13 protein-coding genes are annotated in these 13,241 nt (G+C 40.4%); 11 read left to right on the top strand and 2 right to left on the bottom strand.

Going from position 1 to position 13,241, the window contains the following annotated elements:
• Positions 1 to 2: 2 nt before the first annotated feature.
• The 9 genes from IRQ78_RS17065 to IRQ78_RS17105 all read left to right on the top strand — a co-directional run bounded on the left by IRQ78_RS17065 (position 3) and on the right by IRQ78_RS17105 (position 10,436).
• Positions 3 to 1,100 (top strand): sensor histidine kinase, encoded by a 1,098-nt coding sequence (locus IRQ78_RS17065; RefSeq protein WP_194442749.1) that lies wholly within the window; start codon positions 3 to 5, stop codon positions 1,098 to 1,100.
• A 3-nt stretch (positions 1,101 to 1,103) separates the two neighbouring features.
• Complete coding sequence (locus tag IRQ78_RS17070; protein WP_054551862.1) at positions 1,104 to 1,739, top strand: response regulator; 636 nt, start codon at positions 1,104 to 1,106, stop codon at positions 1,737 to 1,739.
• Positions 1,740 to 1,828: 89 nt separating this feature from the next.
• Positions 1,829 to 2,299, top strand: coding sequence for a DUF4920 domain-containing protein (locus IRQ78_RS17075; RefSeq protein WP_054560702.1), 471 nt, complete (start codon positions 1,829 to 1,831; stop codon positions 2,297 to 2,299).
• Positions 2,292 to 2,861, top strand: coding sequence for a PepSY-associated TM helix domain-containing protein (locus IRQ78_RS17080; RefSeq protein ID WP_194442750.1), 570 nt, complete (start codon positions 2,292 to 2,294; stop codon positions 2,859 to 2,861). The genes IRQ78_RS17075 and IRQ78_RS17080 overlap by 8 nt, the downstream gene beginning before the upstream one ends.
• 466 nt (positions 2,862 to 3,327) lie before the next feature.
• On the top strand, positions 3,328 to 4,872 hold the full coding sequence (locus IRQ78_RS17085) for a pyridoxal phosphate-dependent decarboxylase family protein (RefSeq protein WP_323741634.1): 1,545 nt from the start codon (positions 3,328 to 3,330) through the stop codon (positions 4,870 to 4,872).
• On the top strand, positions 4,865 to 6,157 hold the full coding sequence (locus IRQ78_RS17090) for a lysine N(6)-hydroxylase/L-ornithine N(5)-oxygenase family protein (protein ID WP_194442751.1): 1,293 nt from the start codon (positions 4,865 to 4,867) through the stop codon (positions 6,155 to 6,157). The genes IRQ78_RS17085 and IRQ78_RS17090 overlap by 8 nt, the downstream gene beginning before the upstream one ends.
• Complete coding sequence (locus tag IRQ78_RS17095) at positions 6,154 to 7,341, top strand: MFS transporter (protein ID WP_194442752.1); 1,188 nt, start codon at positions 6,154 to 6,156, stop codon at positions 7,339 to 7,341. The genes IRQ78_RS17090 and IRQ78_RS17095 overlap by 4 nt, the downstream gene beginning before the upstream one ends.
• 19 nt (positions 7,342 to 7,360) lie before the next feature.
• Positions 7,361 to 9,760 carry a GNAT family N-acetyltransferase gene (locus tag IRQ78_RS17100; protein WP_194442753.1) on the top strand — a complete coding sequence of 800 codons (2,400 nt, stop codon included), beginning with the start codon at positions 7,361 to 7,363 and terminating at the stop codon, positions 9,758 to 9,760.
• A complete protein-coding gene (locus tag IRQ78_RS17105; RefSeq protein ID WP_194442754.1) occupies positions 9,735 to 10,436 on the top strand; it encodes a (2Fe-2S)-binding protein in 702 nt (233 codons plus the stop codon). Before IRQ78_RS17100 ends, IRQ78_RS17105 begins: the two co-directional genes overlap by 26 nt.
• Positions 10,437 to 10,482: 46 nt before the next feature.
• Here the strand turns inward: IRQ78_RS17105 and IRQ78_RS17110 are convergent, their stop codons facing one another.
• Complete coding sequence (locus tag IRQ78_RS17110; RefSeq protein ID WP_054551870.1) at positions 10,483 to 10,932, bottom strand: Lrp/AsnC family transcriptional regulator; 450 nt, start codon at positions 10,930 to 10,932, stop codon at positions 10,483 to 10,485.
• A 99-nt stretch (positions 10,933 to 11,031) separates the two neighbouring features.
• Between IRQ78_RS17110 and IRQ78_RS17115 the strand changes: the two genes are divergently transcribed.
• Positions 11,032 to 11,622 (top strand): LysE family translocator, encoded by a 591-nt coding sequence (locus IRQ78_RS17115; protein ID WP_194442755.1) that lies wholly within the window; start codon positions 11,032 to 11,034, stop codon positions 11,620 to 11,622.
• Positions 11,623 to 11,643: 21 nt separating this feature from the next.
• Here IRQ78_RS17115 and IRQ78_RS17120 read toward each other — a convergent pair whose 3' ends face one another.
• Positions 11,644 to 12,267, bottom strand: a complete 624-nt coding sequence (locus IRQ78_RS17120; RefSeq protein WP_323741636.1) for a penicillin-insensitive murein endopeptidase — start codon at positions 12,265 to 12,267, stop codon at positions 11,644 to 11,646.
• 225 nt (positions 12,268 to 12,492) lie between these two features.
• Between IRQ78_RS17120 and IRQ78_RS17125 the strand changes: the two genes are divergently transcribed.
• A complete protein-coding gene (locus IRQ78_RS17125; protein WP_194442757.1) occupies positions 12,493 to 13,236 on the top strand; it encodes a hypothetical protein in 744 nt (247 codons plus the stop codon).
• Positions 13,237 to 13,241: the final 5 nt, after the last annotated feature.

Genomic DNA, 13,241 nt, shown 5'->3' on the forward strand with positions numbered 1-13,241 from the left:
TTGTGTTTATTTATACTCTGCACGCTTGGTCGCAAAGAGCAGAGTCAGCGCAGCTAAGTTTTAGTACAATAAATACGTTTTTGATCAGTGTGTTATTTATAAGCTTTTTTGCTTTTTTAATTTATTTTGAGTTTTTCAGATCACGATTTAAGCACTATCAAACCCGTATTTTGAACTTCACTATCGCTAATGTTGTGCTATTGATGTGGCTATTTAATATTGGCTTTGTTGCAATTCTATTGATCATCTTCTTAGTTAAATTCAGCGATTACGAGCCAAACAAAGCCAGCCTCTATTTACTCATTTGCCTGCCTTTTTTGATGGCGCTGACGCTTCACTATGGCTTTGATAAGCAATTTGTATTGCTCAACGGGTTGGCTTTCACTTTATACAATAGCTTTGCCTATCGCTTTGCTACTCGGCTTATTTCTGAGCGTAAAGCCAAAGAACAAGCAGCCCATTTATTACGTGAATTAAAAGCAACTCAAGCGCTTTTAAACGATACCGCAACTCGCGATGAACGTATTCGTATTGCCAGAGATTTACATGATACCCTTGGCCACCACCTTACAGGACTCAGTATTCACTTAGAAGTCGCCAATCACTGTGCTAATCATGAAGCACCAAAACACATAACTAAAGCACAGCAAATTACCCGCTTGTTATTAAATGATGTGCGTGACTCTGTCTCGTCAATGCGAGAAAACCAAACCATTGATTTACATGCATCGCTTAATTCACTGTGCAGCCATGTTACAGGCTTAAATGTCACACTCAATTACGATGAAAATATAAAAATAAGTGATACGTTATTGGCACAAACGTTATTTCATACTGTGCAAGAAGCGATTACGAATTGTATTAAACACAGTGATGCGACCGAGCTGTCGGTAAGCTTAGACCTCCAAGCTGATTCAGTGCATCTCATTATTTATGATAACGGCGGCGAAATGCCCAAGCTGAACTTAGGCAATGGCTTAACAGGCATGCAAGAGCGCTTAGCTTTAGTGCGAGGGGCAATCGAGTTTGAACAAAATAATAATGGGTTTGCGATTGCTGCAACGTTACCTCATAAACTTAATCCACATACTTTGGCGTAAAAAATGATTAGGGTATTACTCGTTGATGACCAAACATTATTAAGAGAAGGCTTAAAAAGCTTACTCGCCCTTAAAGCAAGTATTCAAGTCGTGGCTGAGGCTGACAATGGCCAAACGGCTCTTGAGATGCTCAAGCAACATTCTATTGATGTTGTACTCCTTGATATTCGCATGCCTATTCTAGACGGTATTGGCGTACTGAAAAGTATGCAAGCACAACAGCTGAGGCAACCAGTACTGGTACTCACGACCTTTGATGATAGTGAACAAGTGCTAGAATGTATTCGCTATGGCGCTAAGGGTTATGCGTTAAAAGATATTAATTTAGAGCGCTTGGTCAGCGCCATCGAAACACTTGCTAAAGGTGGCTCAGCGCTAGCTCCTGCGATCACCGAGCGAATTTTGAATAAGCCCACTAAAACAACCGATACTTCTTTAGCAACTCCTGATAAATTAAGTAAAAGCGAGCTTAGAGTGCTCAATTTAATCGCTGCAGGCTATTCAAATAGTGAAATCGCCGAGGCACTTTATAAGTCTGAAGGGACTATCCGTAATCAAGTGTCTTTTATTCTCAGAAAGCTAGATGTACGTGATAGAACCCGTGCAGCATTAAAAGCAATTGATCTAGGCTTGATATAATTGCAAATCATTTTTAATCTCATTAAGCTTTAATCATACACATAAATCGCTTAAACTAAGGCTTAATTTTATTTCAAGAAGCAACCGCTATGTTCCTAAAATCAAAAACATTTATTGCATTTTCATTGGCGCTTTTAAGCTTTAGCCAACACGCCTTTAGCTTACAGTTTGGCAATCCAGTCGACAGTGACAAACTCATTAAAATTTCGACGGTTATGGCCTCACCTGACGATTACCTTGCAAGTCCAATTACCGTGGAAGGGACTATCACTGGGGTTTGCGAAAAACGTGGTTGTTGGATGACGCTTGCATCTGACAAACGCTTTGAAAACTTACGTATCAAAGTTGAAGATGGCGACATGGTATTCCCGATGACGGCTAAAGGCAGTAAAGCTATCGTAACTGGTAAGCTCGATAAAATTCAGCTTAGCCTTGGCCGCACTAAAGCGCTACTTGCTCACAAAGCGCAGCAAGCCGGCGAAAGCTTTGATGCAAACTCAGTGACTGAAGCAATGGCTATTTATCAGCTCGTACCGAGCGGAGTTGAAATCATTGAGTAATAAATCAAGTATCAACTGGTTTAAGTTAAACAGAAACTTACACCGCGATATTGGTTACTTTTGTGTTGGTTTAGTGATTATCTTTGCGGTTTCTGGCATTGCAGTGAACCACAAAGATGATTGGAACCCAAACTACAAAGTAAGCCACCAGAAAATCAGTGTGAACGATGAAACTTGGCAATTAGATAATGACGAGTTGTTGATTGAGCAAATTATCTCCCATGCTGATGTAAGCGAGCCGGTAAAGGCCTCTTATTGGGTGTCGCCGCAAGAGTTTAAGGTGTTTTTAAAAAACGGTAACAACCTCAGCCTTAAACTCAATCAAGATATCATAAGCTATGAAGCCATTGAGCCTCGTCATGTATTTCAAGCATTTAACCGTTTACACTTGAACGAGACAAACGAATCGTGGGTTATTTTTTCTGATATTTTTGCTGGGCTGCTGCTGTTTTTAGCAATCAGCGGCTTGTTTATGATCAAAGGTAAAAATAGCCCATGGGGCAGCCGCTCTGTATTAGTCATTAGCGGTATGCTGCTCCCCGCTGCTTATGTGTTTTTATAAGCTGAAGTTCCTGTTGCCATTCTCGTAAAGAGCAATGGCAAGATTATTTTCAATTAATTTAATCCTCACCCACTTTTTGACACAGTCTTTCTTAAAATAACTATTCGCAGAACCCTCCCTTTGCTTACGCATTTTATAGCAGCTCAAAGTGTGTTTACTTAGCTCTTAAAACCTCTCACCTACCTATTATTGTTTTTTTAAATGATGGCTTTATTGCTTTTATTTGTGAGCATTTTCATCGAAAAAGCAAAAAACGCTGTCAAATAGAACCTGAAAAAGGGACTAACTTAGTCATAATTTATGACTAAATTGCAATTATTTATTACTAGATAAATTTGAAAATAAAACACCTTCAACTTACAAAAAGTAATTAAATTGTAAAGCAAATTAATAATTTATTATTATTGATATTGATAATCACTATCATTACGATCACGATTCAAATTAACCAAGAAGGAATTGAGTCGTGAATCAATTAGCCCCCGTGCTTAATGCTCATTCATCAATAAACGTTGATGAACAGCCCCATGCGTTTATTTTTAACGAAAATAATTTACTCAAATATGAGATGGCTTCAATGCAAACAATGTCGCTCATCCATCAAGCGCTGCGTTCTGCAAAACAAGTTCATTCTGGCGTCTGCCACAAAGAGCTCAGTAAACAAATAGCCAGAGTAGAACTAAATCAACCTCTCAATAACGTTGAGCAAGCGCTAAATGAAGTAAAATCGTTGTATTTAGATCATGCTGTCTACTTTCATCATCCAAAGTATATTGCCCATCTAAACTGCCCCGTTGCTTACCCTGCGGTGATAGCCGAACAGTTATTAACTGCTATAAATTCTTCGTTAGACACCTGGGACCAAAGTGCTGGCGGGACGCTCATTGAGCAAAAGTTAATTGACTGGAGTATCGAACGCATTGGCTTAAGTGATACTGCCGATGGCATATTCACAAGTGGCGGCAGTCAATCTAATTTAATGGCATTGTTACTTGCTAGAGACCATGCAGCAGAGCGCTTATCAGGGCACCTTATTCGCGATTTTGGTTTAGGTCCAGATGCTCATCGCTACCGTATTTTTTGCTCTGAAGTCAGCCATTTTAGTATTCAAAAGTCAGCCGCTTTACTGGGTCTTGGCTATAACGCGGTTGTTCCGGTTACAGTTGATAAAGAGTTTAAAATGGACCTAGCCGCACTTGATGCAGCGATTGATGAATGTAAAGCACAAGGCAATATTCCGATAGCACTTGTTGCCACCGCAGGCACAACTGACTTTGGTTCAATAGACCCTATCGATAAGCTAAAAACGCGGTGCAAAGCTGATAATTTATGGCTTCATGTCGATGCCGCTTATGGCTGTGGACTACTTGCCGCTGACGATCACCGTCACTTACTCAATGGCATTGAACAGGCTGACTCGGTGACGTTAGATTACCACAAATCATTCTTACAACCTGTCAGTAGCAGTGCTTTTATTGTTGCTGATAAAAAGCAATTTAAACATTTAACTCATCATGCTGATTATTTAAATCCGTTTAACGACAACCCACAAGCAGCGCCAAACCTTGTTGATAAAAGCATTCAAACGACTCGCCGTTTTGATGCCTTAAAACTTTGGCTAACTTTACGCATTATGGGCCACGAACAAATTGGCAAAGTGTTTTCTTCTGTTATGGCACTAGCCCGTAGTAGTTATGTGGCACTCAAACAAGACCCTGAATTTGAGCTAATTCATCAACCTGAACTCAGTACCTTAGTGTTTCGCTTTAACGATAAAAACCTCAGTGATGAGCAATTAAACCTGCTTAATTATCAAATTAAAGATGAGCTATTCAAACAAGGTGAGTGTGCCATTGCTCGCACCAAATTTAGAGGTATCAACTACTTAAAGTTCACGCTACTTAATCCAAACACACAGATTGAAGACATTAAAAGTATTGCAGCTGATATTAAAGCCTGCGCCTACAGCATCAAGGCACGCCTAAAAGTTGAGGAAACTAGCCATGAATAAAGTATACGATTTAATTGCCGTGGGTCTTGGTCCGTTCAACCTCAGTTTGGCATGTTTAGCTGAGCCAATTGAAAAACTTGATTCGTTATTTTTAGAACAACGTGATGAATTTAATTGGCATCCAGGGCTGATGCTCGATGGCGTTACATTACAAACACCGTTTATGTCGGATTTAGTCACATTGGCAGATCCAACCAATCCATACAGCTTTTTAAACTATGCGAAACAACAAGGTAAGCTGTATCAGTTTTATATTCGAGAAAGTTTCTTTTTACTGCGCGAGCAATACAACCAGTATTGCCAATGGGCAGCAAGCCAATTAAGTAACATACAATTTGGTCATAAAGTCATTCATAGCCAATTTGATCACACTAAGCAGCTCTATGTACTCACTGTCGAATCTGCAAAGCAAACTAAAACGCTTTATTGTCGTCACTTGGTACTGGGCACAGGTCCCTCACCTTATTACCCACCCGCTGTTCAGGCAGAAGATACACAGCTCTGCCATGCCACTGAATATCTGTATAAACGAGATGAATTAGTAAATAGCAAGAGCATTACTGTAATTGGCTCAGGGCAAAGTGCTGCTGAAGTATTTTATGATTTGTTGTGTGATATTAAACAACATAACTACCAACTCAATTGGGTAACGCGAGCGCCGCGTTTCTTTCCTCTTGAGTACACGAAACTCACGCTAGAAATGACCTCTCCTGAGTATGTTGATTACTTTTATAACCTAGAACAGACCACCAAACAGGAGTTACTAGCCACGCAACGTAATTTATACAAAGGTATCAACTCAGAGTTAATTAATCAGATTTATGATCAGCTCTATCAACTTGATATTCAAGGTGTGAACCGTGCAAGGTTACTAACCAACAGCGAGCTCATTAAAAAACAAGGCAGTAAACTAGTTTTTAGACACAGTGAACAGCAGGCTGAATTTAGCTTACATAGTAATCAGGTCATCATGGCTACGGGCTTTAGTTATCAGCTACCCGATTTTCTAAGTGGCTTGATGAGCGAAATAAATTGGCTAGATAACGGGTGCTTTGCTGTTGAGCGAAATTATAGTATCGACAAGCTACAAAGGTTGTTTGTACAAAATGCTGAGCTGCACAGTCATGGTTTTGTAACGCCAGATCTGGGCATGGCCTGCTATCGAAACAGCCATATTCTGCGCTCAATCTTAGGTTATGCACCCTACCCTGTTGAAACACAAATTGCCTTTCAAGAGTTTGGTTTACCCGATGTTGTCAACGAAAAACAGAAGCAAATAGCATGAAACAACCCGCATTAAAGTCAAGCTTGGTGCTGCTGACGATTATATCTGTTGTTTGCGACACCATGATTTTGCCCTTTTACCCGCAGTTTTTTAGTGCCCAATTTGGTTTGCAATCAAGTAATCACATTGGTGCCTATATCGCTGTTTGCTGCATCACTGTGATGTGTGCTTTCCCTGTATGGGCGAAAATAGCGCAGCACGTGCACGAGCTGTATTTATGGGTGATCACCCAGATAATGGCTGGGCTATTGGGTGTTGCGTGCTTTTACAGCGAAAACGTGTGGAGCTTTTGGCTGTTATCACAGCTGATGCTGGTATTTAAAGCAAGTTACCTGCTTATTTACCCCTTTGTTCTAAGTATCGAAGAAAAACAACAGCACCTCGGTGTCGTTGCTTTATTTAGTGTGCTTTTACACTTTGGTGGTATTGGCGGTGCTTTATTAGGTGGCTTAATCATTCAAAGTATTGAGCCGCGCTTTTTATATTTAGTGATGGCTGCGGGCGACTGCTTACAGGTTATGCTCTGCTTGTATTTAATTTACTTATTAAAAGTAAGCTACAAGCCACGGGAATTAACCGCATCATCAGTAAAACGAAAGCGTTTCCCTGGCTACATTATTCGCTTAGGGGTTATATCTATGGGCGTGTACTTCAGCATGTTCTTAGCAACGCCATACTTTACGCTACTTTGGCAACAAGTAAGTGATTTCAGCAATGCACTGTTAGCTGGCGCTGTGTTTGCTATCCCTGCTTGGGTTGCACTTGTCATTTTGATTACAACCAAAAACAAACCTGCAACCAATCAACACAGTAAAACAATCGCCTATGCACTTGTATTAAGCTGTATCGGCCTATTTATACAACTTAGCTCACACTGGCAATGGCTTGTGTTCGGCCGTGTTGTATTTGCTATTGGGCTATTTTTACTGACCGTGCGTCTGCAAGTCATGTTGTTTGCAATGAGCGAACCACGCTTTTACTCAAGCGACTTTGCCAAGCTTCATTTTATGCAAAATATCGGCGTCATCTGCGCCTCATTTTTAGCGGGAGATTTAGTCTCTCGCTTTGAACTAAACACCCCATTACTGACGGGCTCTGTTGGCTTTGCCATCACTTTATGTTTGTTTTATCTGCTTTTTTTACGCAACAAACATACCTCAACAGACCCTATTCACAGTTATTAATTTTTAAGAGAACACGACTATGAAAAATATTACTGAAACTCATATTAAGCACGCTTTGCTTGGTGATGTAAAAATCAGAACATTAAACCCTGAACACGATCTAACGACGATTACCCCTTGGCTTAAACATCCCCAAGCTCAATTTTGGGGAGCAATGGAACATTCTCCCGAAGAGATTTTAGATTTTTATACAACACTTAATAAAGATGAGGCTCAACAAGCCTATTTGCTTGAAATAAACCAAACACCGATTGCTTTAATTGAGATTTACAAACCACACATACTAAAACTTGAGAACCACCTAGCGCTTAAAAACGGCGATTTAGGCATGCATATTTTACTCGCTCCAAAGCAGTTCTCTGTGGCAGGGTTTAGTCTTGCTGTTATGCAGTCGGTGTTAGAGTTTATGTTTAATACCCTCTCATGTGAGCGAGTGATTGTGGAGCCAGATGTAGCCAATCATAAAATTCATCGCCTTAACTTAAAGGCAGGTTTCAGCCATCATAAAGTTATTAAATTGAGTGAGAAAACTGCATTACTAGGTAGTTTAGAAAAAGATCATTTTAATTACTTACAGCATCTTTCGTCTCGCTTCGACACTTCACAGCAAGGTCCCGCAGTGCAACAAGCAACGCCATCTTGCAGTACCTCACATCTAGACCAACAAGCGTGGCAATACGCAAACCGTTTACTGATTGCCAAAATGCTCAGTGAGTTTTATCACGAACGACTATTTAGCTACGACAGTGAAAAACCAAACCATTACGTGTTGCATACCATGGGTGGGCAAAGCTATCAGTTTAAAGGTGAATCAATGCTGCTTAATCACCTACAAGTTGAGCCAAATAGCATTACTAAAATGGCGCTTAACCACAGCCAGCCATTAGACGCTATCGCGTTTGTACTTGAGTGTAATGACAAGTTAAACATAGATAAATCAATGCTTGGCACCTATCTCGAAGAACTCGCAAGTACACTCAGTGGCTTTGCATTTAAATTTAAAAATAATCGCTATAGCGCTCAGCAATTAGCAGACGCAGATTTTCAAGTGATCGAAACCCAAATGACCATGGGTCACCCAAGCTTTATTGCCAACAATGGCCGCATTGGTTTTAACTCACAAGATTTTCACCAATATACCCCAGAAGCCGCAAACCCATTTCAAATTATATGGCTTGCCTGTCACAAACAGCACACCACCTTTAAAAGTACCGATGATTATAAATACGAGAGCTTGATTGCCGATGAGCTTGATTTAGCTGAGCGTTTACGCTTTGAAAAAGCACTAACTGAGCAAGGTTTAAAGCCAAGTGACTATCTGTTATTTCCTATGCACCCATGGCAATGGTTTAACAAATTAGTCCATGTTTATAGCTATCACATCTCGCAAAAACATATTGTCTGTTTAGGCTACTCACAAGATAGTTATTTACCGCAGCAATCAATTCGTACCCTGTATAACATCAGCAAACCGCACAAATGCTATGTTAAAACCGCCTTATCGATTTTAAATATGGGCTTTATGCGGGGCTTATCGAGCGCCTATATGAAAGTAACTCCGGCAATAAATCAATGGTTGTTCGACTTAGTAAACCAAGATAGCTATTTAAAATCTCTGAAGTTTCAACCTTTAAGAGAAGTCGCAACCCTTGGCTTTGATGAGCAGTATTACACTCATCCAGCGCTTGGCGATAATCCTTATAAGAAAATGATGGCGGCTCTTTGGCGTGAAAATCCAGCTCAATACATGGACGAGAATGAAAGCCTTGCCACTATGGCAAGTCTGCTTCATATCGATAGCGAAGGCCGTTCATTTGTAAGCGCTAAAATTGCCAAGTCGGGGCTAAGTGCTGATAAGTGGCTAGCCCACTACTTACAGGCTTATATGACACCATTGCTACATTGTTTTTACCAGTATGATTTAGTCTTTATGCCACATGGTGAAAATCTCATCGTTCGATTTAACAATCATGTTCCGGTAGGCGTATTCATTAAAGACATTGGTGAAGAAATTGCCTTATTAAATAGTAATATCGAGCTGAATGATGAAATAAAGCGGATTAAGGTAACCATTCCAGAAGGCGTTGCCGTGTTGTCTATTTTTACTGATATTTTCGATTGCTTCTTCCGCTACCTTTCGGCAATTTTAGTAACTGATGGCCTTTTGACCGAACAACAGTTTTGGCAAGCCGTCGCCGATACAATTGTTCAGTATCAGGCGAGTCATCCCGCACTTAAAGACAAGTTTGCTGAACATGATTTATTTGCTGAGTCATTCCCATTGTCGTGCTTAAACCGCTTACAGCTGCGTAACAATCAACAAATGGTTGATATTACCGACCCAGCTTCAAGCTTGCAGTATGCAGGTGATTTACAAAACCCATTGGCGCAATATGCACTTGCAAACACAACAGCATAATAAGCTTGAGTTAGCCTTACGTCAGCAGTGCTCACTGCTGACGTTCTTAACTCCAACAATCGATGAACAATGGTTTAGCAGTCAATGTTTAACTAGCAAGCAATTAACCGATTTAGCTAACGCTATAAAATTAAGAGGAGCAAATGTTACTGAGGGATATGTCGCAATCAACCTCTATTTACAACTGAGCTGGCAAGTTATTTACTTATTAGTAGCCTGTGTAGAGCAGCTTGGTTGCATTCCTGATCTGGTCAATATTAAGCAGCGGGTAACAGGCTCACATATTTATGGTTTGGCTAATTTAAATATCATGGCTCAACAAGACTCTTTTAATAATGCAGATTTGATTGAACTGGCAGCCAATCATTTATTTGACCACCAGCAAGCTTGGTATAATAACGTGCCATTGCAATACAGGCTAAATAAAGGATTATTAAAACGTTTACAAAGTGATACTTTCCACGCAGCGTTAATCGCTTGCTGGCCAGACAAATCGATAAAATTTATAGCAAAGCGTTTTCAACCATGGCAAAAGCTATGTGGTAAACATCGCTTTAGTGATCAAAACAATACGCTGACATTTATGCGTAAAACCTGCTGCTTACACTACCAACTTGTAGCCGCTGATTATTGCGCTAACTGCCCGTTAAAAAAAAAAGGCACTAGCGCTTGCTAATGCCTTTTTCCAAACGTTTTCTATATAAAGGCTCTAAACCTATTCACTAAGCGCGTTCATCCTTCGGCGATTCCATCACTACATGAGTTGTAATGGTTCGTACTTGTGGGATTGAGCCAAGTACATCAGCATGAAATGCTTTATAGGACTTGAGATCCGCCGTCTCAACTCTCAACAAATATTCAAACGAGCCAGTTACATTGTGGCACTCTTTTACTTCATCAATAAACTCAAGAGCGTGTTCGAATGCTCGCTGAGAGACGGTTGAGTGCTCATTTAAACCAACCCCAACATAAGCGATAAACCCAAGGCCAACAGCCTGATTATTAATAACCGCCCGATACCCCGCAATAACCCCAAGCTTTTCTAGCTCTTGCACTCTACGAAGACATGCCGATGGCGATAAACCCACTTTATCTGCCAGCTCGGCATTAGCAATTCGGCCATTGCGTTTAAGCTCATGCAATATTCTGTCGTTAATTTTATCTTTTTTCATTTTTGATTGTGAACTTTAAATATACACAACAACATTAAGCGCAAAAATTGCGCGCATTACAACTTATAATTGCATCTTAATTCAAATGGAGAGATAGCGATGAGTTTTGAAATTTTAACAGCCTTGGCATTATTTGCTTTGGTATCATCAATTACCCCTGGGCCAAATAATTTAATGTTGATGAGCTCAGGTGCTAACTTTGGCTTTAAAAGAACCACACCACACTTACTTGGCGTAACGTTTGGCTTTATGTTGATGTTAGTTTTAGTCGGCCTTGGCATCATGCAGCTATTTGACTTGTTTCCACCAAGCTACTTGATATTAAAGGTATTTTGTATTGCTTACTTACTCTATCTGGCGTTTAAAATTGCCACAAGTAACGCACAACAAAAAGCCAGTAGTGAGAGTAAGCCGTTTACTTTTATTCAGGCTGCACTATTTCAATGGGTAAACCCAAAAGCGTGGGCAATGGCATTAAGCGCGGTAAGCTTATATGCCCCAGACAAAAACCTCACCTCAGTGTTAATCGTAAGCCTCGTATTTGGTTTAATTAACCTGCCATGTGTCAGCTCGTGGACTCTACTTGGCGAAAAGCTTCAACACTGGCTTGCCAGCCCAAAGCGCTTAAAAGCATTTAACTACCTAATGGCAATACTATTAATCGCTTCAGTGATGTTTAGTTTGTTTTAATTTGAGCAAGCTTTGCTTGCCTTATTTTTCACACGGCACTAAAAAGTCGACATGGTAATGCTCATCATGTCGCACCCAGGATGGTTTAGTCGAAAACTGAATATGCTCTTTTAAGTAGTCGGCATACTTGGTTTTATAAAGCCCAGCTTGCAGGCTTGGGTCAAAGATCACGCGCCAAAGATCGTAACCTTTTGCTGTTGCCGATTTATGCAGCTCAACAATATGAGCTGCTAAAGCAGTGTAATCAATCTTAAACTGTTCAAACCGGCCTTGTTTATCAAATTCAATATCGTAGCCAAAACGATTAAATACATGTGTTGGCAAATGAACTGATTGCCCCTTTTCGTTAATAACAGGTGTCATAAAATCAACCGACAAACCATTTTGATGGGTTTTATGCGGGCTAAATTTCCCGCCATTTTCTAAGCCCGTTTCAGCGTATTTGTATCGTTTATCAGGATAGGATTTCTGGAGCGCTTGGTAGGCATCAACAATGATGTTTTTTACCTGCGAATGAACATACGTACGCCCTGCCAGCTCTGCTATTTTGCTGTAACTGGTAAAGTTATCACCCTTGCTGGGTAGTTTTACTGCATTACGCACATAGCCATTGGCAGTCGTTCCACCACAGACGCTATTAGCCAAAACCGATCCAGAGCAAAATAATAAGGCTAAAACTAAACATGTTTTCATTGCAGTAGCTTCTTTAAAAGTTTAAAGCTTAGTGACCTGTGAATGAACGAAAAGTGAAAGCTTTGCATAGCTTTCAATAAGTTAGCTAATTTGATTGAAAAAAGTAAAAACTTTTTGGAATAAACCTTTCACCCACTCGTTACCTCTATGTCAATTCGCAAAAAAGAGGACGAGACAATGACAAACTTCAAACAATCACTTATCGCAATCTGTGTCGTAACTGCAACAGGCTTTTCAGCGGCTTCATCAGCAGCTGACGTGCAACTATCAGTCGCATCTGAGCAGCAAACAGCAAATAATAGTCAAGTTTCGACTGATTCAAACCAAGCAACGTCGAATACGACACTGATACAATCAACTCAAGTGTCAGGCTCGGCAACTACACAAAATTCATCAGTTGGTGTGAATACTGAAAGTTCAAATAGCGGCCAAGCAAATAATCAAACAACGCTTGAAAACGATGAACAGCAGCCTGCTGAAACAATGCCCGAGCTTGGTTTAACAAACTCAGTATCAAGCGCTTCTCAAGCAGCCAATACCGTAGCGCTAGCAGGTGAGTCAATGCTGTCAACTGCGACAACTGCTGTTAGTAATGTGGCCGTCGCGAACACAAATTCGAACACAACTAACGCAATGCAAAATCAATTGACTCAGCAAACAGATGTATTAGCGTATTTAGAGCCTAGTGAGCTAAGCTCTGCTGGTCTAAGTCAGGCCTCGCAAATCACTAATGACCTGCAATCATCACTGATTAGTAATGTACAACAAGCTGCAATGAGCTCTGTACAAAGTAGTGTTGAGCAAACCATTTCATCAACTGTTAGCAACAGCGTCAATCAACAAGTTGCTGAGCAAGTATCCGCAGCGACGACTACCGAAGTCGTTAATAACATTCAAAACAGCTTGAACTTAGGCCTTTAACCAAT

This window comes from Pseudoalteromonas simplex, assembly GCF_015278155.1.
Lineage (GTDB): Bacteria > Pseudomonadota > Gammaproteobacteria > Enterobacterales > Alteromonadaceae > Pseudoalteromonas > Pseudoalteromonas simplex.